Origin of the sequence: Synechocystis sp. PCC 7339, from assembly GCF_019924095.1 — a bacterium.
Taxonomy (GTDB): Bacteria; Cyanobacteriota; Cyanobacteriia; order Cyanobacteriales; family Microcystaceae; genus Synechocystis.
In genome coordinates this window covers 2867113-2887003 of sequence record NZ_CP063659.1, presented here as the reverse complement: position 1 = coordinate 2887003, position 19891 = coordinate 2867113, and the positions used below count along the sequence as shown (strand labels likewise).

Below are 19891 nucleotides of genomic sequence, written 5' to 3'. Positions count from 1 at the left end.
TGAGCCAGTCCCATAGGCACAACCATGAGCACTGACCAGACCAATGTCAGACAATGGGGAAGTTTTCTTGACCCTATTCCCCCCAGCGACGAATTTCTCACCCTCAACTTTTCCCCCGACCGGGCCAATCGTCTACAACGTTGGCGCAATTATGGGCTGTCAGCGGACTTCCTGGGGGACTACTTTGCCACCTTTTTTCCCGGTAATGAAGCGGACGACGGCCTCAGTCAGCGGGACACCATCAAAGGATCCGTCAGCTACATCGCCAACGAGTTATTGGAAAACGCCGTTAAATATAGCACCACCGACCATGATTGCCCCATCACCATCACCCTCCATCTCTACGACCACAAATTAATTTTTGAAACTAGCAATATTGGCCCCCTGCCAACCATCACTGAGTATGAGGACTTCATCAAAGTGTTGGGGGAGAGGGATCCCATGGATTTGTATATGGAGCGGCTGGAAAAATCGGCCCTGGAAAACTGCGAAGCATCCCAAATTGGCTTATTGACCATGATTAATGATTACCAAGCCCAGTTTGGTTGGCAATTTTCCCCGCTCCCCGGCTCCGAGGATTTGATCAAAGTGACGGTAATGACCCACTTGAGCGTCGAAATTTGAGCAGTGATAGCTAAGAAAAAACCACTCCCCCCGAATTCCTAATTTTATTGCAACCTATCCATATGGAAATAACCACCGACGACTATCGAATTTACTTTGAAGAAGCCAACAAGACTCTTTATTTTCGAGGCTTTTTGCGGCTAGAAGGCATGAAGGAATATCAGCCAATTATGAACACCATGCTGGAGATTTTGGCGGATTGTAGTGAGCTGATCATTAACCTGGAGGGGTTAGAATTTCTCAATAGTTCTGGCATCAGTATGCTCTCAATGTTTGTGATGAAGGTGCGGGGCAAAGAAGGCGCCAGTCTGGCCTTTAGGGGTTCTAAAAATATCCTCTGGCAAACCAAATCCCTAAGAAATCTGCAACGTTTGATGCCTGGTTTAACTTTGGAATTCATCTAAAATTCTGGGCGGGAAACGTGGATAGGATATTATTCTCTCTGCCCATCAACTGGTGTTGGTAATGGCAAGCCACCGGACAATACTTTCCCTTCATATTCCCCCCAAAGCTCACCCTGAATCCTGCTTGGCTGAAATAGTTCTCCCAGAGCTAGACTAGGAAACTCCCCCTCTCAACTTTTCCCTATGGCCCGTAGACCCCCACCTCGTTATACTCCCCCCCCCGTCCCAGCTATGACCGGGATTATGGCCCCCCACCAGGAAAAAACCCTGGCAAGTTCAGCTTAGGGAACATTAACTACGGCACGATCGCCTTGTTGGCTGGTATTTTTGTTTTGGGTATTGGGGTGGGCATTGGTTTTAGTTCCACCGCTAGCTTTAGCCCAGAAAATGTGGCCTCCAGGGAAGTCATTGACCGCAGTGCTCCCAATGCTGAAGTGTGTGTGCAGTTTGGCTCCAGCGCCATCGTCACCGATATGCGGGTGTTTGTGACCCTGAATCCCTTTAATGTGTTTGTGACTCAACCAGTGATGCAACCGGGCTGTGTGTTGCGCCGCAATAACTGGAGCATTTTGGAGCGGGAAAAATTGGTGGACAACCGCCAGGTCAATGATTGTAAAAATCGCATGAATACCTTTGGTTTCACCGGGCCTTTGGAAGGTAATCCCCGCATTGACTGTATTTACCAAAATGAAGCGGCGGGTAATTTGTTTACCAACCAACCAGGGGCTGTGGGGCCCAGGCCGACCACCGATAAGTTCTAGGTGTGGACCACCACTTCAACCTGATCTCGCAGGACAATGCCCCCCTGCACCACTTGCTGGACTATGGGGAAAAGCTGGTCAATTTTCCCCCGGCGATCGATGAAGGTGAGCACTATGGGCAAATCCGAAGACAGTTCGATGATGCCCAGTAACATCACCCGCTCCTCGTTATTTTTGCCGTAGCCAGTGGCCCCCCGCACCGCTGTGGCCCCCACTATGCCCAAACGTCGAGCTTCTTGGATCAGGGCTAGATGCACCGGCTTTCCCTGCCATTGGTCCGCTTCCCCTACATAGATGGTTAATTTTTCATAGTCTGCGGCGTGATCGGCATTGTTGGAATCATTCAAGTTATCCATGGCAAATTGCTCAGGCACAGGGGCAAAGGTTTCTCGGTTTTCATTCTTTTCCACAGGGGCGTGGTGTACCACCCTGACCAATTCCTTGGTGACTAAACCTTTTTTTATTAAAGCTTGCAGTTTGGGAATATATTGGGCGATCGCCGCTGGTTGATCAATGACGGTCAAAATCATAATCATTTGGGGGGCCAATTCGATGGTCCAATCGACGGCAATCTGTGGACTTTGGGGACCGTATCCGATGGCGGTACGCATTACAGTTGTCCCCGCTACACCAAGCTGCCGGGCTTCCTCAATTAATGCCTGGTAAAGAAGTTTCCCCCCCTGGCGATCGCCTTCGGTGACGTAAATGGTCAATTGCTCAGCGTAGTACATGAACTATAACTTGCCTAACTCAATGGGGCCGGGATAGGCTAACCCGATCCTCCGACTCCACCACCATAACCGGTAGGACACTGGTTGCTAACAGGTATTGGGAAACGGAACCCAGCAGTAGGTCATCCAAAACACTGTGTCCCCGCTTACCAAGGATAATTTCCCCGGCCCCCTGTTCCTGGGCAATGCGGAGAATTTGCTCCGGTACGACTCCCTCGGTGACGATGAATTGATGGCGAATATCAGCCAAAATTTGCTTTGTTTGCTCCCTTAGGTTTTCCACCCCCGGTGGATCTGCCAACTGGATTACATGGAGAACTACAATCCTGGCATCATTTCGCCTCGCTAATTCGGCCACCTTGGTTAAAACTTGTTTGGCGATTGCCGAGGTATCCACTGCGGCCAGGATGGTAAGGGATTCATTAACGCTCACTTTAGTCGGGTCCACGGCCCCTTTCTGTAACAATTTGGGGGCAAAGGTGGGAATGGCCCAGGCTCCCAGGGGGGCAGTCACCAGAATGGAAAGGGCCGCCATGGCCAGAATGATTTCTCCTCCGGCAATGCCTTGGACTAAGGGTACCGCCCCCAGGGCCGCCTGCACTGTGGCTTTAGCGGAATTCCCTGGCAGCAGGAATAATTTTTCGCGGGTATTCCAATTACTCCCCAAGGTGGAAAGATACCAACCCAGTCCCCTTCCTAGCAAAGTGCCCACCATTAACAGGAGCAGCCCTGGCCAGAAACTACTTTCTAGCACCGACAGTTGAATACTCGCCCCCAACAGCACAAATAAAAAGATTTCGGCGATTGTCCATAGCCCGTCAAAGCCACTCCTTAATCTCCGAGCTAAGGGCGCATCTAGTTCAATGAGAAAAAAGCCCGTGGTCATAACGGCTAAATAGCCAGAGAAAACGGGCAACCGGGTGGAAGATACTACTAAAAATAAAGCTAGGGATGCGGCCACTAAACCATCCTGTACCGCCGTTTGCGTCCAGTTTTGTCTGGCCAACAGAGATACCAAAATTTTGGCCATGGCCCCGCCGCAGACAATCCCCAAACCAATTTGTAAAACAATCTGTAAAGGTAACAACTGTAGGGCACTGAGGCTAATATTCCCCACCGTAAATGCTTCGGCTCTCCCCTGGGTTAAAAAAGCTAACAGTAAACTGAAAACTAATAAAAGCAAGACATCGGACAACGCACTGCCGGTCAGAATTGCGTCGGGAATACCTTTTTTCACTCCCCAGCCCAAACTTTTGAGGCGCAACATACCGGGGACAATCACCGCCGGGGATTCCGCCCCAATAATGCACCCCAGCAATAACCCAGTGCCAAAGTCAAATTGAAATAGGACCATGGCCATCAGTGCCACGGCGATCGCCTCTAGACTGGCGGGTAAAAATCCTAAGCGGAGGGCGACGGAACCCTGTTGCTTGAGTTTTTCCCGGTCTAGCCCCAACCCCGCTTTCATTAAAATCACCATCACTGCTATGGTGCGTAGATCATCCGCCAAGGCCAACATGGCCGGACTCAGGCGATCGCCTACTTGGGGGCCGAGGACAATGCCCACTAGCACCATCCCCACCAAGGCTGGTAACTTGAGTCTTCGAGCTAGTTGCCCCCCGAAAAACCCCAGCAGAAGAATAGCGATAATACTAGATAACATTGGTTATTTTTGAAGCAGAAACGGTTAAGTTAAATTTCCCAGGGAATTATTAATAAGAGTTAGTAAATGTACGAAACAATCTAATTGATTAAAATTTACCGATGGAGATGATTATCCTCCCCTTGTAAGCGAGAACGCCGTAAATCTAACCATTGTTGCAGAATAATTTCCGCCGCCTGTTGATCAATTAAGCCCTTGTTATAACTGGAAAATTTTTTCTGCGCTTTTAACTGATTTTCTGCTTCCACAGAACTGAGGCGTTCATCCATATATTCCAGCGCTAGACCAAGTTTTTCCGCCAGCCGCCGAGCAAATTTTTGCACCTGTTTCGCCTGAGCGCCAATCTCCCCAGCCATGGTGTAGGGTAATCCCACCACTAATAAATTAACTTGCCTGGCTTCAACTAATTGTTTAATTTGGGCCATGTCTTGATCATAGGAACTGCGCACAATGGTGGTAAGACCAGTGGCGATCAAACCAGTGCCGTCACACCCCGCCACTCCAATGCGTTTTCGCCCCACATCCAAGCCCAACGCCGCTACTTTTTCACTCATAATTAACCATGAAAAACCGCCATCATAAGTTAAATTAAATTTATTCCCTAACCTTTATTTGACTGCAATAAAATGGCTAAAGTCGCCACCACTTTCGTATTAAATTCCTCTTCAAAGATGACTTTTTTATAATCTAAATTCCATAGTTCTAAGGCACAATCATCGTCGGGATCTTTAGGGGTGATATGTAGATGTAATTGCCGATTTTCCTGGTCGTACTGACAGTCAAAACTTTCAATGGCTCCCACTTGGCGACGATCCAGGGCCACGGCCAGCCGGAGCAAGGCACTTAGTTGTCGCACTGCTAGGCGATGGGATTCGGATAGTTTGATGTAATCTTCGTGACGTTTTTTCGGTTTACTGCGGCGATGGTAGCGGGCAATGTTGGCAATTAATTCCAGTTCAATTTCTGTATATCCCAACAGTTCGGCATTGCGAATTAAATAATAGGAATGTTTATGGTGGGCGGAGTGGCTGACATAAGTACCACAATTGTGCAAAATAGCGGCGGCCCAGAGCCATTCCCGTTCTGTTTCTCCCCAGTCGTGTAAAACGCCCTGTAACTGGTCAAAGAAACTGGTGGCAAATTGGGCTACCCTTTCCCCAAAGCCCAGGTCTACCTGATATTTACGGGCAATTTTCAGCACTCCCCGTTGGCGAATTTCTCCCTGGAAGCGCATCCGGTTTTGGATAATGCGATGGGTGAGCATCCAATCGACAATCATGCCTTCCCGCAAGGCCCGCTCACAGATGGTGATGCTGTCCAATTCCAGCATGGTCATGGCTTCGAGCAATATCACCGCCCCCGGCAAAATAATTTCCGCCCGGCGATCGGACAGGCCAGCAATTTGAAATCGCTCTTGGCAATTAAGACTGGCTAATTTTTTGACCCATTCCTCCACATCCTTTTGGCTAATGTTATAGCCCTGGATGGGATTAGGGGCTTCTTTTTGTTTTTGCAGAGCGGTCATGGTGGCCAGGGTTTCAATGGTGCCGGAGGTGCCCACCAGTTGGGCTTTTTCCTCGCCATCAAGGCGTTGTTTGATTTCATCCACTGGGCGTTCCAACATGCCCCGCACATAGGCCCGCAATACGGCCAATTCCGTTGCATCAATGGGATCAGTGTGGACAAAATCCTGGGTGAGGCGCACTGCCCCCACTTTGGTACTGCTTAAAAAGCGCGCGTCCCGGCGATCGGCCAAAATTAGTTCTGTGGACCCGCCGCCGATGTCGATCATCACATGGGGGACTTCGTGGAAGTCCATGCAAGAAAATACCCCCAGGTAGATACGCCGGGCTTCCTCCGGGCCAGAAATTAAATCCACCGTTAGTCCAACTTCCGTTTGCACCCGGGTGAGAAAGTCCTGGCCATTTTTCGCTTCCCTGGTGGCACTGGTGGCTACGGCGATGATGTTTTCCACCTCCAAGCCCTTGGCCAATTCCACACAGCGCTTCAAAGCGGCGATCGCCCGATTCATGGCCGCTGGGGTGAGGTTGTTGGATTGGGGATCCCGATCGCCCAGGCGGACAGTATCTTTTTCCCGAGCCACAATGGTAAAGGTGGCCAGCACTGGGTCAATGCGGACAATGACCATGTGAATGGAGTTGGTACCAATGTCGATCGCCGCTAACATACAGGGGTCAATAATCTGGGCAGGGGAAGGAGCCATGGGTGAACACTCTCAAGGGGACAGGAATGGGGGAGTTAGGGTCAAAACTTTACCAACCAGCCTAGGGCCAATTAACCGCCCCCAACTTAACTTTCCCATTGTCCATTGTTATCAACTCCTCGCAAAGCACCAGCAAAGAGAAAAATTTTAAAAAAATTGTGGCAGGGCAAAATACGGCCAACTCTGCATTAGTTCAATACCGGTAATATCGATGAAATTTCTGTAATGCCGATTCTGCAAAGATTTTGCCGTCCCGTTTAGATGCAGTAGTAACTGGTGCAGTTGGAGTGATGAAGAATTGGAAAATCAAAATGTTACGAACTATCTTCCAGGGCTGACAAAAGCGGATAATCCTGTTAGAGTCTGTTTTAAAAACTGTGCAGTCCCCATTTCGGTCTGATATCAAAGCCAGGGACGTCAATATCTCCTCCCCACTCTCACTAGCTAGTTCATCCCCATTCATTCTGACCCGTTAACCACTGGAGATTCCCAGGGCCATGTTGAGTTATCGTTACGCCCTGTCATTGGCATTGTGTTTTTCCCTGCCCTTGGGACTGGGGGGTCAGGCTTTGGCCGCAGGTTTAAGTCCTTCTGGCGCCCCAGTAGTAATTGAACAAGAAGGGAAAAAGAAAAATTTAACACTAGATACAGGGGCGATCCGAGTAACAGAATTTTTTCTCAGTCAGGGACAAGTTCCCACCCCTCCCCTACAACCATTGCCGTCGGAAGACGATGTTGAGATTCCCCCCTCCCCTCCCCCATTGGAACTAGGGCCAGAATCCTCTCCCCTCAGCCCCGAGGAAGCGGTGGATACTTGTGGGTTTAGTCCTTCTCCCTCTGGTGACGTCGCGCCCATACCACTGTTGCGAGTGTCTGTGGATGGCACTCCCCTGGAGGTAAATTTACTGGGCATGACGGTATTTTCGCCCCAGGAGTTGTTAACTTTACCAGCCCTCCAACCCTGGCAAACGGATTCCCCCAGCACCTCCGCCCCCCTCACCATTGCCACAGACTTGACAGGGGCGGAATTTGAAGTTTTATATCAAGGCTTAGTAGCAGCTATTACCCAGCTATACATCAATCAGGGTTACATCACTTCCCAGGCGATCGCCAAACCCATGGAACCAATCCCCAATGGGGAGGGGTTAGAACAGCCAATCCAGGTGGTGGAAGGCCAAGTGGAATCGGTCCAAGTGCGGGGTCGGGGACGTTTGCGCCCAGCCTATATCTGTGACCGGGTCGCCCAAGGAGTCCATAGCCCCGTCAACGTGGGTCAGTTAGAGGAACGTCTGCGGCTGTTGCAAATTAACCCCATGTTGGAGAAAGTACAGGCCAGTCTTTTGCCCACGGGGAAGGTAGGTCTGAGCAATTTATCTGTCACGGTGGAAGAAGCCTTTCCCTTTAGTGCCAACCTCAGCTTTGATAACTATTCCCCCATTAGTTTGGGCAGTGAGCGGATCGGTATTAACTTGGACTATAAAAATCTCACCGGCCTTGGCGATCACCTGTCGGGGAGCTATTACGTTTCCACCACTGGGGGTTTGGACATCCTGGATTTTAATTACCGGGTGCCCCTCAACCCGACCGACGGTACTCTACAGTTGCGCTTTGTGCCCACCTGGACCAGAATCACCCAGTCCCCCTTCGACGTTTTTAATATCACCGGCAGTAACCCCCTGTACGAAATTAGTTACCGCCAACCCCTCTGGACTTCTTTGACGGATGAATTTGCCCTTAGTTTTGGGTTCCGTTACCAGGATGGTCGTACCCTGGGACTAAATCGTCCCGATTTAACCAACTTCAGCCGCACCAGTGTGTTCCAATTTGGCCAGGACTATACCCTGCGGGACCAAACAGGGTTATGGTTTTTCCGTTCTCAAATGAACCTCGGTACAGGGCTATTCGATGCCACCACCAATCCCAGCCCCTTACCCAGTGGGGAATTTTTCAGTTGGCTGGGGCAGGCTCAACGGCTACAAAGACTGGACGACAATAATCTGCTCATTGTCCAAGCAGACCTCCAGCTCACCCCCGATAGTTTATTACCGGATTATCTGTTCATCATTGGGGGCGGCCAGTCCCTGCGGGGCTATCGCCAAAATGCCCGCTCCGCTGACAATGGCGTTCGTCTCTCGGTGGAAAATCGCATCACCTTGGCCCGGGATGGGGACAATAAGTCAGTGTTTGAACTGGCCCCTTTTGTGGACTTTGGGGCAGTGTGGAACAGTGCCGGCAACCCCACCCAGTTACCCCCCAATTCTGTGCTGGTGGGGCCCGGACTGGGGATCATTTGGCGGGATATTTTGGGCATGACCGGTCTAAACTTCCGGTTTGACTATGGCATCCCCGTGATCAAGTTGGATAACCTGACCGGCAATTGGCAAAATGATGGGCTGTATTTCCAGCTTAATTACCGTCCTCCTTTTGGTAAGTAACTGAGGGGTGGTTTGAGAGTTTGAGGAACGCCCTGGTTTTTCCCATTATCGAGAATTGCCCACCATTGCCAGTGTTTTAGCGGGTTAACTTAACCAGATCGTCCGAATATGCTCCGAGGCCATCAGTTGTTCAAAACCACCTACTCAATATTGATAGTGGTGGGGGAGCCACTGCCACCGCCGTTGTTATTCTGGCTATTACCTGGGCGATGACTGCGGCGATATTCCCGATAGAGGCGATCGCGCCATTCAAAAAACGTACTGTAGGCACTGTTATCCGCCAAACCAGGAATGCCTTTACCCTTCAACTCCTGGGCAATGTTTAAATAGTCACCACCGGGGATTTTGATCACCATACTCAACGCCGCCACCGTTAAATCCGCCAAAGTCGGGCGATCTCCAATTAAATAGGGTTGATGTTGCAAAATTAACGTTAAAGCTTCCAAATCCTGATGGAGGCCCCGCATGGCTTCCTTAACCGCATCACCACCAAAACCAACACCACTACCGAGCAAGTCCAACATGGCCGGGGGCACTGCACTGACTAAATTTTTAAAAATGCTGGGGGTTTGTTTGGGCAGAATAGAAGTCCGCAAACCAGGATTTTGATTCAACGCCCCCACCATGGCTACCCGACCTTTCAGCCCGATGGATTCGTCGGCCCATTCTTCCATCAGCAGGCATTGTCCCCGTTGCACCGGATCGTGGGGCAGGAGGGGATTTTCGGGATATTTACGGTCTAGGTAGAGGGCAATTTCCGTCGAATCGGCAATGACAATGTCCCCATCCTTGAGCACTGGCACCTTGGTTTGTCCAGAAAGACGGAGCAGATCCAACTGACCAACCCCCGGCACCACTTCCACTGTCCGATAATCCAAGCCCTTAAAGTCGAGAATGAGGCGGACTTTTTCCGAATATTGGGACAGTTCAAACTGATGAAGCTCAAGCATAGTGAGGATTTTTATGGTGGGTGTACAATCGAAGACAAATTTCGTTTTAAGTCCAACATAACACGACTTTCTCACCCCGTCGGAGTAAGGCAGTCTGCGTCGTCCACTAAGCATAGGATAAACCCCAAAATTACTAATAGTTGTCGCCTCTATTTCTTGATCACAGGTAAGACTTTTATGGACTATTTTTTGGTTTGTGGGCTGGGATATCTGGGGCAGCACTGCGTTGTCGCTTTGAAAAATTTTGGCGTTAAAGTAATTGCTATTGAAAAACAGCTACCGTCCCAGTGGGAAATTAAAAACTTAGATAATTATTTAGACCAACTAATTATTGGCGATTGCAGTCAATCTAGTATTTTACTTCAGTTGCCTATCGACCACATTCGGGCCGCTTTAATTGTCACCACCATCGAAAAGATCAATATCGAAACAGCCATAACTATCCGTGCCTTAAATCCCCAAACTCGTTTAGTAGTTAGAAGTGTAAGAGATAATCTCAATTCTTTGTTGAGCAACGAGCTAGGAAATTTTGTAGCCTATGAACCCAAACATTTACCAGCCAATGCTTATGCTCTTTCCGCCCTGGGTAAAGAAACTATTAGTCTACTGAATCTAGGAGGACTAAAAATTAGAATTAATCGTTTGCAAGTTCCCGATTATCATCATTGGCTAAGCTATAACTTTTTGGATGAAATTAACAATCGTCATCGTCGTATTTTAAGCCATAATCACCAGGGAGATTTACCGCCTCGATCAATTGATTTTCATCGCTGGCATCCAGAAGCAAAAATTCAAGCCCAGGATACGATTATTTATGTGGAAACAGAAGAGAATTATTTTTTAAATAAAGGATATAATTTTAATTTAAATAGAAAAAATAACAACTTAAATTTTTCATATTTTCGAAGCCTAATTCAAATTAAAATTAGTAGCTGGATCAAAAATTTTTGGAGCTTAAGCCTTAAGCAACAGGTAGCGAAAGTTGCTATTATCTATGGCTTGATAGTGTTTTTACTTTTAATTATAGGGACGATATTGTTCAGTTTTTTCTATCCCGGTACCACCTTACTTTCTTCCTTTTATGTAACTGCTATTTTACTACTAGGAGGTTACTCTGACTTGTTCGACTCCTTTGAACCTATATCAGCTTTGCCAGAATGGTTACAGTTATTCAGTCTAGCTCTGACCGTTACCGGTACCGCCTTTGTCGGGGTTCTATATGCCCTATTAACCCAAGCCCTGTTGTCGTCTAAATTTCAGTTTTACAATAAACGTCCCCCTATTCCAAAAGCAGATCATGTGGTGATTATTGGACTAGGTAAACTTGGACAAGAAATTGCTAATAAATTGCTGGAATTGAAAATCAATGTGTTAGGTATAACTTTTAATACCATTGCTAGCCAGTCAGATTTTTTAGATATTCCCTTAATTTATGGTCATAACTTAGTTGATAGCCTACAATTAGCTAATCTAGAAACCGCCAGCAGTGTCATTGTTGTTACTGATGATGACATTGTTAATATTGAAACGGCATTGCTAACTCGAAAAATCAATCCCCGTTGTCAATTAGTAATTCGCACTAATGGTGATACATTGACGAAAAATTTAGGACGATTATTACCAGCAGCAATTATTATTGACCCCTATGTAGCAGCAGCAGAAGTGTTCACTGGAGCAGCTTTTGGAGAAAATATCCTTGGTTTATCCTGTTGGCAAGAACAGACAGTTTTGGTCACCCAATATTACATTGAAGAACAAGATACACTCCAGGGTTTATTAATTGCGGAGGTGGCTTATGGCTATGGAGTTGTCCCGATAATTTATCAGGAAAAATCCGAGGATGAACCAATTTTCTTGCCCTCGGAAGACCGACGTCTAATTCCGGGTAATTTGCTGATTGTCTTGGCAACGATAGCAGGATTAAAGGCTATTGAAACAGGGGATTTAAAACCAAAACAATGGAATCTTAAAATCATCAAAGCTAGTTCTAAAATGTCAATTTTTGATGGCATTACTGCCATTGCTCGCATTGCAGGTTGTCCTTTGAAAACGGCGACGGAAACAATGAATAATTTGCCAGCGACTTTGCCATTTAAAATGTACTATCATCAAGCAATGAAGCTTAAAAAAATGCTTCAGCAAAATCAAATTAAAAGCGTTGTTGAACAAAATTTTTCGCCAATTTCTTAGTCGGTAAGACTTTCATTCCTTTCCCTGACAAAATTGCCGTAGAATACTAATGGCAATAGGTTTCTTTGTCATGCCCAACGGCGATCGCCTTACGTTGTTTCCTTCTAATCTGATCCCATGGACCTTAGCTTTAGTAAATACCACGGTCTCGGCAACGATTTTATTTTGGTGGATAACCGTCAGAGTGCGGCTCCCTGCTTAACCCCAGACCAAGCCCAACTGTTGTGCGATCGCCATTTTGGCATCGGAGCGGACGGGGTAATTTTTGCTTTGCCGGGGCAAGAGGGAACGGATTACACCATGCGGATTTTTAACTCCGACGGTTCGGAACCGGAAATGTGTGGCAATGGCATCCGTTGTTTGGCTAAGTTTTTGGCAGATTTAGAAGGGGTAGGGGAAAAAACCTATCGCATCCATACCCTGGCCGGGGTAATCACCCCCCAACTGTTGGCCGATGGCCAGGTGAAAGTGGACATGGGGGAACCCCAATTGTTAGCGGAGCTTATTCCCACCACCCTAGCGGCACCGGGGGAAAAGGTTGTGGATCTGCCTTTGGTAGTGGCCGGGCAAACCTGGGCTGTGACCTGTGTGAGCATGGGTAATCCCCATTGTTTGACTTTTGTAGACGATGTGGACAGTCTTAACTTAACGGAGATTGGCCCCCTGTTTGAGCACCATTCCCAATTTCCCCAACGTACCAATACGGAGTTTATCAAAGTTTTGGCGGGCGATCGCCTGAAAATGCGAGTCTGGGAAAGGGGAGCGGGCATTACCTTGGCCTGTGGGACGGGGGCCTGTGCCACGGTGGTGGCGGCGGTGTTAACCAGCAGGGGCGCTCGGCGTTGCACGGTGGAATTACCAGGCGGCAATTTGGAGATTGAATGGTCTGCCCAGGACAATCGGCTCTATATGACGGGGCCAGCCCAGAGGGTCTTCAGCGGCCAGGCGGAAATTTGAATGTTTGAAAATGGGTTCTAAAAACACCCTGACGACTGAAGTTGGGAGAAACTACAAAAAAATCCCTCGAAATTGCGGTCGATTTAGGGAACAAACTACAACTTTACCAACGGAATCTCAAGTCTTAAAAAATAAAACTTTTGTTCTTTCTTGTGAAAAGCATTGAGTGGGAGAAGCAATTTCTGGCCAGTACATTGATGATGGGCGGTTAATCTGTTCAACTTGGGGACGGCCATGCCCTAGAATTTGATGGACATCTTTTCAGCCCAACGCCGCTATTTTTCCACAACATATTCAGTTAAGCAGCTCGATGAACATCCCCATCCTTGACCTTAAGCCCCAATATCAAAGGATCAAAGCCGAAATTCAACAAGCGGTGAATGGTGTCTTGGAATCGGGACAATTCATTTTGGGCAAAACGGTTGCAGATTTTGAGCAAGCCGCCGCTGATTACCTGAGGGTAAAGTATGCCATTGGGGTTAATTCTGGCACCGATGCTCTGATGATTGGCCTCAGGGCGTTGGGCATTGGCCCGGGGGACGAGGTAATTACTACCCCTTTTTCCTTTTTTGCTACGGCGGAATCCATCAGTAATGTGGGGGCTAAACCGGTTTTTGTCGATGTGACGATCGCCGATTTTAATCTTGATCCCGACAAAATCAAGGCGGCCATTACGCCCCGCACTAAGGCAATTATGCCAGTGCATTTATTCGGTCAACCGGCTGCCATGGCTCAAATTAAAGCCCTTGCCCATGACCATGGTCTAAAAATTATCGAAGATTGTGCCCAATCCTTTGGGGCTGTCTATGCCGGTGATTGCCTAGGTTGTGACCAGGACTGTGATGACCAAGTTAAACAGGCCCTAATGGGTCAATACACCGGAGCCATGGGGAATGTGGGTGCCTTTTCCTTTTTCCCAACCAAAAATCTGGGGGCCTACGGTGACGGTGGTTTGATCACCACTAACGACCAGGCGATCGCCGATTTGGCCCGCTGTTTGAGGGTGCACGGTTCCAGACAACGCTACCAAAACGAAATGCTGGGCTATAACTCCCGTTTGGATGCGTTGCAAGCCGCTATTTTAAACGTCAAACTATCCCATTTAAAGGAATGGAGCATGGGCCGTCGTCGGGTGGCCCAGACCTATAATGATCTGTTCCAAGGGGTGGAAGGCATTACTACCCCCACCATCACCGCTGGCCATGTCTTTCACCAATACACCCTGCGGATTTTGAACGGCAAAAGGGATGCCCTAGCTAAGGCAATGCAAGGTATAGGTATTAGCACCATGATCTATTACCCTGTGCCCCAGGATCAGTTGCCGGTGTACCGGGGTCAGTATGCCCCCAACCCCATCAGCGATCGCCTAGCCACGGAGGTATTAAGTTTGCCCATCTGGCCGGAAATGGAAACCGAAACGGTGCAAACAGTGGCCGAAAAAATCATCCAAATTTTGCCCAGTCTGTAAACTTTCTGCAACCACCAATTGCCTATCCCCATGGAAGCCGGACAACAATTTCTCACCCCCGCCGAGTCCCACGCCGTTGATGGGGCCCTGCTCAGTCAGTCGGAAAAGTTCCTCACCCGTCTCACTATTTCTTCCCTGCGGCTTTTGCAAACCATTGCGGCGGAAGAACAATTGGCGATCGCCGATCTGACTCCAGAAATTATCATTGCTTGGTTCGAGGAGGATGCCAAAAGAAAACGGGAACAGGGGGCAGAAAAGCCGGTGCTGGATTGGTAGAGCCCAAACCCTTTCCATCAAAACAGCCTAATTTAAGTAGCCTTCCCGCAACCCGGCGATCGCCGCTGAGGTTCTGTCCCTGGCGTTGAGCTTACGCATAATGGTCTGCACATATTCCCGCACTGTGGAGCTGGCTAAATGTAATTCCTGGCCAATTTCGCTGTTGGTTTTACCTTCGGCCACTAACCGTAAAATCGTCACTTCCCGCTTGGTCAATTCATCTTTCTGGGCTTTGCGATAATCGGCGATCGCCTGGAGGCGACTATCAATGTAGGTTTTGCCCTGGAGTAGGCATTCCACAGCCAAGTTAATTTCCCCATTACCCAAACTAGACTCCAAAAAGATCCCATCGGCCCCCAACTGCTGGGCTTCTTCCACAATGGCCGCATGGTCATTCAACAGCAACAATAAACACTGCGGCGATCGGGGGTGGGCTTTGAGTTGTTGCAACAGGTCTAAACCGGAACCGTCTTCTAACCGCTGGCAAATGATCACCACCACCGGATCTGGTTGCTGTTCAAAGTAGGCTAGGGCTTCGCTTTGTAGGGTGAAAATTTTGACTTTCTTTTTCTTTTGCCGCTGAGCGGAAATGCGGGCAATGGAGACGGCGAACAGGCGGGGATACAGGCAGGCGATGACGTTAAAGTGATTCACCAAAAGCTGAAACAGATCATACCTGGCATTAAAAACGAGGGAATCGGGGTCAAATTCCATGGATGGTTAGGTAACAGCGGGGCGTTTAATTTGTATGTTGCCAATTTTCTGCTCTGCTGGCCATAAATTGTAGAAAAATAGGGTATAACCATAGTATAACCAAAGGCGTAGGACACTCTGCTAGATTAGTATGAAAACAGCAATTTCCCTTCCAGATTCGGTTTTTCAAGAGGCGGAAGCCTTAGCTCGACAATTAGGTTTGTCCCGCAGTGAGCTTTACACAAATGCCATTAGGGCCCACTTAGACAAGTATAAAAATGATCAAATTTTGCAGAGGTTGAACCAGGTTTACGCTGAAGAGTCTTCTGCTCTAGATCCAATCATGGCCGGGATGCAATTTTTGTCTCTGCCCTCCGAGGACTGGTAATGTATAGGGGCGAAATTTGGTGGGCGGATCTGCCTAATCCCGTCGGCTCTGAACCGGGCTACCGTCGTCCTGTGCTAATCGTTCAAGATGATATTTTCACCCAAAGCCTAATTAACACGGTCATTGTAGTTGTCATTACTTCTAATATTCGGTTAGCAGAAGCACCGGGGAATGTCGTTTTGCCCCCGGAAGCGTCGGGCTTACCCAGGCAGTCCGTTGTCAATGTGTCTCAGATTTTAACGGTGGATAAATCCTTCCTCACAGAACTTGTCGGTTCCTTACCCAAATATCTACAAGAGCAGGTGGATGAGGGTCTGCGGATGGTGTTGTTTCTCTAACCCGATGATGACCACATTTTTTAGATATTTTTTAGATCCAGGGCGGGGGCTTGGTTAATATATCTTCACAATCACTCCATCAAGAAACTATTTCGAATTGATGAAAAAGCTATTGTTTTACAGAAAAAAGACAGAATGATCCAGATTATAGGGGGTATGTGATCTGAGTCACAACCAATGAGTGACTAGGAACAATACTTTTCTTTGTTTATGTAGATTTTGTTACAAAAAATCGTATTTCTACGGAGCAGTAAAAAATCCAAATTTAGTGAAAGTCCAGTGTTAGTGCCAATACGTACAAATTGCCATTTCCATACAATAAAGGAGTAAAGAAAAAAACAACATTCATTTCCCAAGACCAAGGTCACGGGAAGGAGGCGACAAATTATGTTCACTAAATTCAATCAAGTTCTTCTAGCTTCTGGTTTGGTTATTGGTTCCGCTGTAATGTTAAGCCCCGCCACTTTTGCTAATCCTACCAATTCTGAAGGTGATGACATTGGCGTTCAAGTTCCTGAAGTTGAAATCTTAACTTGGACTGCAACTAAAACTGTTGGCAGCCCTGAAGAATTGACTCTGTACACGGCACTTTCTGAAACTGTTGTTGGTAATGTTAATGTCAAATCCAACGATGCAGCTGGCTTCACCGTAGCAGTTACGTCAGATAACCAAGGTATCCTAACAACAGGTGATGGAATTGCTGCTTATCTGCAAATGCCCTACACCCTCTACTACGGACCAACTGGCTCCACCGCCTCTGTCACACTTACTTCGGGAGAAGGAACTGCCGAAAGTCCTACAGCATTGATTAGTGCTTGCGCCTCTTCAACTGGTTGTGATCGTGATGTTGCTATCTCGGTTCTACAATCTAATGTTGATGGAAAAGCCCATGGTGTATACAGCGATACTCTTACTTTTACACTGACCAACAAATAAGTAAGTTAAAGATAGTTGGCGCTCGCATCAAATCAAGTTTAAGCTGAAGTTTGACCGGGCGCTTACTATTATCAACGGAGGGTTAAAATGACGGCTTTTCATCGATGTTCTGGATCCACGTTTGTGGCCTTTCTTTGTGGTTTAGTTGGAAGTATAACTTTTAACTTGGCGATGCCAAAGGTAACAGAAGCTTCCCCCTCTTTCCAACTTTCCCCCATGGAAATGCAATTTACTCCAGCTGGCGGTGGAGCAAGTCGTTCTTTTCTGCTTCGTAGCACGGGAACCCAGCCTGTAGCAGTGCAAGTAAGTGTTGTGGGCCGCCAAATGTCCATCGATGGGATCGAGGAAATGCCTCCGGAAGAGGAAGATTTTGTGGTTTATCCTCCCCAGATTATTCTTATGCCCAACCAAGTTCAGGCTGTGAGGGTAGTGTGGGTAGGAGATCCAACTCCTGCTGAGGAACTTCCCTATCGCATTGTGGCCGAACAGGTTCCCATTGATGCCCTAGAGCCAAAAATTGACGAGCCTACCGACACAAGAGTTGTCGATATCAAAGTCCTTTTTAAGTATGTGGGTACGATCTATGTTACCCCTCCCAATGCTTCTCCCAAAGTAGTCCTAGAAAATGCCCAGCCTTTGACTTCAGAAGATGGTTCCCAGAAGTTGGTACTAAATTTTGAAAATCAGGGTACAGCCCACCAATTGCTCAGAGGGTTGAAGGTTAATCTTATTGCGGAGGGAAAAACCATCACCCTCAGTGGAGATGAACAACTGAAAGGAGTCATTGGCGAGAATATGCTAGCTGGCAATAAGCGCCGCTTTGTTCTGCCCTGGCCCAAAGAATTACCCGTTGGCCCTGTTACTGCCACCTTTACCACAAATTAACTGCTAGCCGATCGCCGGGAGAGACTGCGTATGGGACATCCCTAGCTTCGGCTCGGAGGTATTCCCATGCGCTTATTTATTTTTTCCCTTAGTCTGGCAATTACGTTGAGTCCTAGCTTGGCGATGGCTGAAGCGGTTAATACCACCGTGGTTATCCCCAAGCCGGCAAAAAATTTGGTGCTCAAACCCAACGCCACCGAAGGCTATGCCCAAACCATGCGTGAACCGAGGGCCCCCACCGCTCCAGGGCCAAAGGTTGACCAAATTTCGCCTCCAGCGATCACCTTCCGGGGGAAAGGCATTGATTGCGCCCCTCCTTCGGAAGCCTTTTTGAACACTCAATGTATGGAGTTGAAACCTATAGTTGGAGGTTATACCAAATCTTAAAATGATAGATACGACTCCTAATCCCCCCTAGCCCCCCTTCTCAAGGGGGGCTAGGGGGGATATATCTTGGTCCGTCGCTGGAATTTAACGAATTGGTATTAAGAATAAAACTTAATTTGACAAAGGAAAGGCAATGATAGCCTTAATTGATCATGGTTTAACTGATTACCAGCAACTATTGGACAGCATTCCATCTCCCCTAGCAACAAGGGAGCAAATTTTTATTATTTCTGATGTTAGTTGGCAGGATTATCAGGGGCTACTAACCTTATTAGGAGATAATTCCACATTTATTTTGAAATACTCCCGGCAAACGCTACAAGTTATGTCCCCTAGTTATCGTCACGAATTTTATAAAGAAAAAATCGGCATTTTATTAGAAGCTTATTTGCAAGAAAAATCCATTCGCTTTTATTCCCTCGGCTCAACCACTTTTCGGTCTGCATTGACCCAATGGGGCATCGAGCTAGATAAGTCCTACTGTTTCAAGAGCCGAAAAAATATTCCTGATTTAGCCATTGAAATTGTGCTAACCAGTGGCAGCATTGACTCTCTGGAAATCTATCAGGCTTTGGGCGTTCCAGAAGTTTGGTTTTGGCAAAACAATCAGCTAGACGTTTACTACTTAAACAAAAAAAACTACGAGAAAGTTAATCAAAGCGAATTATTGCCGGGGCTAGATTTAACCTTATTCGCTAGTTATATTGCTTGGAAAGAACCCTTCGATGCGGTGTTAGCTTTTCGCCAGAAGATCCGGGGCAATTGATTTCTCACAATACCTGAAGACAAAAGTTGCAATGAGCAGTGATTACGCCTCTCCTTCGGAAGTCTTTTTCCAGAGTAATAAGCGGCAATTGTAAACAAAAGGCATTGTCCTATTGGTCACCTGTTGGGCGGAACACGAAAAATCATACTGATATGTTCTATGCCGTGGTCATCATAGGGATCACCAACCTCTGCAAAACCAAATTCTGCATAAAACTTGGTAAGGTAAGTCTGAGCTGAAATCCACACATCTAAGTTTGGATATTCCTGCAAGCTTTTCTGGATGCAGGCTGCGACAATTTTCCTGCCAGTACCCATTCCCCTGATTGCTTTACTCGTGAGAACTCGACCGAAAGATGGTTCCGGGTATCTGGTATGGGGAAAATTCAGTCGTGCGTAGGCCACTAATTGTTGATCATTGGTGCGACCAAACAGGTGCCATGATTGTTTATCCAACCCATCAGCGTCCAAATATAAACATCCCTGCTCTACCATAAACACATTTTGCCGTAGGGCGAGCATTTCGTGCATTGCTTCCCCAGAAATATCGTTAAACCGTTGCCAAGACCAATTAATTTCCACGGCGATCGCCTTTTTTTCCATATTGGCAATTATTAACCCAAACCTATTGTTTTTAGCCAGGGGAGAATCTCAACTTCAGTGTTTTAGCTAGTGCCACAAATGATCAGCGCCTACCCGATACCAGTGATATGGATGATGAGTGACGGGCAATCAAACCTCAGTTACTGTGAGCCAACAAAAACGCAAGTCCCCCAAAATCTGTGCTTCAGGGGACAAGGAAAACGGCGATGTATT

General features: G+C 47.5%; 21 protein-coding genes. 14 read left to right on the top strand and 7 right to left on the bottom strand.

Features of this window, described 5'->3' with window-relative positions; genetic code table 11:
• The first annotated feature begins 24 nt into the window (after positions 1-24).
• From IQE94_RS13675 to IQE94_RS13665, 3 genes are all read left to right on the top strand, one after another.
• Positions 25-624, top strand: a complete 600-nt coding sequence (locus tag IQE94_RS13675; RefSeq protein ID WP_212720960.1) for a hypothetical protein — start codon at positions 25-27, stop codon at positions 622-624.
• Positions 625-686: 62 nt separating this feature from the next.
• Positions 687-1028, top strand: coding sequence for a hypothetical protein (locus IQE94_RS13670; RefSeq protein WP_212720962.1), 342 nt, complete (start codon positions 687-689; stop codon positions 1026-1028).
• A gap of 311 nt (positions 1029-1339) precedes the next feature.
• A complete protein-coding gene (locus IQE94_RS13665) occupies positions 1340-1789 on the top strand; it encodes a DUF3172 domain-containing protein (protein ID WP_255611299.1) in 450 nt (149 codons plus the stop codon).
• Here IQE94_RS13665 and IQE94_RS13660 read toward each other — a convergent pair.
• The 4 genes from IQE94_RS13660 to IQE94_RS13645 all read right to left on the bottom strand — a co-directional run bounded on the left by IQE94_RS13660 (position 1786) and on the right by IQE94_RS13645 (position 6407).
• Positions 1786-2520 (bottom strand): DUF190 domain-containing protein, encoded by a 735-nt coding sequence (locus IQE94_RS13660; protein ID WP_212720965.1) that lies wholly within the window; start codon positions 2518-2520, stop codon positions 1786-1788. The genes IQE94_RS13665 and IQE94_RS13660 overlap by 4 nt on opposite strands.
• 19 nt (positions 2521-2539) lie before the next feature.
• Positions 2540-4183 (bottom strand): sodium:proton antiporter, encoded by a 1644-nt coding sequence (locus tag IQE94_RS13655; protein ID WP_212720968.1) that lies wholly within the window; start codon positions 4181-4183, stop codon positions 2540-2542.
• A 95-nt stretch (positions 4184-4278) separates the two neighbouring features.
• Positions 4279-4737, bottom strand: a complete 459-nt coding sequence (ruvX, locus tag IQE94_RS13650; protein WP_212720971.1) for a Holliday junction resolvase RuvX — start codon at positions 4735-4737, stop codon at positions 4279-4281.
• 47 nt (positions 4738-4784) lie between these two features.
• On the bottom strand, positions 4785-6407 hold the full coding sequence (locus tag IQE94_RS13645; RefSeq protein WP_212720972.1) for a Ppx/GppA phosphatase family protein: 1623 nt from the start codon (positions 6405-6407) through the stop codon (positions 4785-4787).
• A gap of 497 nt (positions 6408-6904) precedes the next feature.
• On the opposite strand from IQE94_RS13645, the gene IQE94_RS13640 reads away from it, so the two are divergent.
• Positions 6905-8842 carry a ShlB/FhaC/HecB family hemolysin secretion/activation protein gene (locus IQE94_RS13640; protein ID WP_223342141.1) on the top strand — a complete coding sequence of 646 codons (1938 nt, stop codon included), beginning with the start codon at positions 6905-6907 and terminating at the stop codon, positions 8840-8842.
• Between the two features lie 140 nt (positions 8843-8982).
• On the opposite strand, the gene IQE94_RS13635 is transcribed toward IQE94_RS13640, so the two are convergent.
• Positions 8983-9792 (bottom strand): glutathione S-transferase family protein, encoded by an 810-nt coding sequence (locus IQE94_RS13635; protein ID WP_212720974.1) that lies wholly within the window; start codon positions 9790-9792, stop codon positions 8983-8985.
• 177 nt (positions 9793-9969) lie between these two features.
• On the opposite strand from IQE94_RS13635, the gene IQE94_RS13630 reads away from it, so the two are divergent.
• The 4 genes from IQE94_RS13630 (at position 9970) to IQE94_RS13615 (ending at position 14683) form a co-directional block, all read left to right on the top strand.
• On the top strand, positions 9970-11982 hold the full coding sequence (locus tag IQE94_RS13630; protein WP_212720975.1) for an NAD-binding protein: 2013 nt from the start codon (positions 9970-9972) through the stop codon (positions 11980-11982).
• A gap of 117 nt (positions 11983-12099) precedes the next feature.
• A complete protein-coding gene (gene dapF / locus IQE94_RS13625) occupies positions 12100-12939 on the top strand; it encodes a diaminopimelate epimerase (protein WP_212720976.1) in 840 nt (279 codons plus the stop codon).
• A gap of 310 nt (positions 12940-13249) precedes the next feature.
• Entirely contained in the window at positions 13250-14407 is a 1158-nt protein-coding gene (locus tag IQE94_RS13620) for a DegT/DnrJ/EryC1/StrS aminotransferase family protein (RefSeq protein ID WP_223342140.1), read from the top strand.
• A 30-nt stretch (positions 14408-14437) separates the two neighbouring features.
• Complete coding sequence (locus IQE94_RS13615; protein WP_370630479.1) at positions 14438-14683, top strand: hypothetical protein; 246 nt, start codon at positions 14438-14440, stop codon at positions 14681-14683.
• A gap of 27 nt (positions 14684-14710) precedes the next feature.
• Here the strand turns inward: IQE94_RS13615 and IQE94_RS13610 are convergent, their stop codons facing one another.
• The gene (locus IQE94_RS13610; RefSeq protein ID WP_212720980.1) at positions 14711-15397 is read right to left on the bottom strand and encodes a response regulator transcription factor; all 687 of its coding nucleotides are present in this window, start codon (positions 15395-15397) and stop codon (positions 14711-14713) included.
• A 130-nt stretch (positions 15398-15527) separates the two neighbouring features.
• On the opposite strand from IQE94_RS13610, the gene IQE94_RS13605 reads away from it, so the two are divergent.
• From IQE94_RS13605 to IQE94_RS13580, 6 genes are all read left to right on the top strand, one after another.
• On the top strand, positions 15528-15764 hold the full coding sequence (locus IQE94_RS13605; RefSeq protein WP_194015332.1) for a hypothetical protein: 237 nt from the start codon (positions 15528-15530) through the stop codon (positions 15762-15764).
• Positions 15764-16102, top strand: a complete 339-nt coding sequence (locus tag IQE94_RS13600; RefSeq protein WP_223342139.1) for a type II toxin-antitoxin system PemK/MazF family toxin — start codon at positions 15764-15766, stop codon at positions 16100-16102. The genes IQE94_RS13605 and IQE94_RS13600 overlap by 1 nt, the downstream gene beginning before the upstream one ends.
• A gap of 387 nt (positions 16103-16489) precedes the next feature.
• Positions 16490-17038: a hypothetical protein gene (locus tag IQE94_RS13595; protein WP_223342138.1), complete on the top strand. Its 549-nt coding sequence runs from the start codon at positions 16490-16492 to the stop codon at positions 17036-17038.
• Between the two features lie 171 nt (positions 17039-17209).
• Positions 17210-17923 carry a fimbria/pilus periplasmic chaperone gene (locus IQE94_RS13590; RefSeq protein WP_223342137.1) on the top strand — a complete coding sequence of 238 codons (714 nt, stop codon included), beginning with the start codon at positions 17210-17212 and terminating at the stop codon, positions 17921-17923.
• Positions 17924-17989: 66 nt separating this feature from the next.
• Entirely contained in the window at positions 17990-18310 is a 321-nt protein-coding gene (locus tag IQE94_RS13585; RefSeq protein WP_223342136.1) for a hypothetical protein, read from the top strand.
• Positions 18311-18443: 133 nt separating this feature from the next.
• Positions 18444-19076, top strand: coding sequence for a Uma2 family endonuclease (locus tag IQE94_RS13580; RefSeq protein ID WP_212720985.1), 633 nt, complete (start codon positions 18444-18446; stop codon positions 19074-19076).
• Between the two features lie 116 nt (positions 19077-19192).
• Here IQE94_RS13580 and IQE94_RS13575 read toward each other — a convergent pair whose 3' ends face one another.
• Positions 19193-19657 (bottom strand): GNAT family N-acetyltransferase, encoded by a 465-nt coding sequence (locus IQE94_RS13575; protein ID WP_212722080.1) that lies wholly within the window; start codon positions 19655-19657, stop codon positions 19193-19195.
• Between the last annotated feature and the right edge of the window lie 234 nt (positions 19658-19891).

Coding starts and splice junctions, on each gene's coding strand:
- dapF (WP_212720976.1), top strand. CDS start 12,100: ATGGACCTTAGCTTTAGTAAATACCACGGTCTCGGCAACGATTTTATT.
- IQE94_RS13615 (WP_370630479.1), top strand. CDS start 14,438: ATGGAAGCCGGACAACAATTTCTCACCCCCGCCGAGTCCCACGCCGTT.
- IQE94_RS13605 (WP_194015332.1), top strand. CDS start 15,528: ATGAAAACAGCAATTTCCCTTCCAGATTCGGTTTTTCAAGAGGCGGAA.
- IQE94_RS13580 (WP_212720985.1), top strand. CDS start 18,444: ATGATAGCCTTAATTGATCATGGTTTAACTGATTACCAGCAACTATTG.
- IQE94_RS13675 (WP_212720960.1), top strand. CDS start 25: ATGAGCACTGACCAGACCAATGTCAGACAATGGGGAAGTTTTCTTGAC.
- IQE94_RS13670 (WP_212720962.1), top strand. CDS start 687: ATGGAAATAACCACCGACGACTATCGAATTTACTTTGAAGAAGCCAAC.
- ruvX (WP_212720971.1), bottom strand. CDS start 4,737: ATGAGTGAAAAAGTAGCGGCGTTGGGCTTGGATGTGGGGCGAAAACGC.
- IQE94_RS13630 (WP_212720975.1), top strand. CDS start 9,970: ATGGACTATTTTTTGGTTTGTGGGCTGGGATATCTGGGGCAGCACTGC.
- IQE94_RS13655 (WP_212720968.1), bottom strand. CDS start 4,183: ATGTTATCTAGTATTATCGCTATTCTTCTGCTGGGGTTTTTCGGGGGG.
- IQE94_RS13600 (WP_223342139.1), top strand. CDS start 15,764: ATGTATAGGGGCGAAATTTGGTGGGCGGATCTGCCTAATCCCGTCGGC.
- IQE94_RS13640 (WP_223342141.1), top strand. CDS start 6,905: ATGTTGAGTTATCGTTACGCCCTGTCATTGGCATTGTGTTTTTCCCTG.
- IQE94_RS13660 (WP_212720965.1), bottom strand. CDS start 2,520: ATGTACTACGCTGAGCAATTGACCATTTACGTCACCGAAGGCGATCGC.
- IQE94_RS13590 (WP_223342137.1), top strand. CDS start 17,210: ATGCCAAAGGTAACAGAAGCTTCCCCCTCTTTCCAACTTTCCCCCATG.
- IQE94_RS13610 (WP_212720980.1), bottom strand. CDS start 15,397: ATGGAATTTGACCCCGATTCCCTCGTTTTTAATGCCAGGTATGATCTG.
- IQE94_RS13620 (WP_223342140.1), top strand. CDS start 13,250: ATGAACATCCCCATCCTTGACCTTAAGCCCCAATATCAAAGGATCAAA.
- IQE94_RS13635 (WP_212720974.1), bottom strand. CDS start 9,792: ATGCTTGAGCTTCATCAGTTTGAACTGTCCCAATATTCGGAAAAAGTC.
- IQE94_RS13645 (WP_212720972.1), bottom strand. CDS start 6,407: ATGGCTCCTTCCCCTGCCCAGATTATTGACCCCTGTATGTTAGCGGCG.
- IQE94_RS13595 (WP_223342138.1), top strand. CDS start 16,490: ATGTTCACTAAATTCAATCAAGTTCTTCTAGCTTCTGGTTTGGTTATT.
- IQE94_RS13585 (WP_223342136.1), top strand. CDS start 17,990: ATGCGCTTATTTATTTTTTCCCTTAGTCTGGCAATTACGTTGAGTCCT.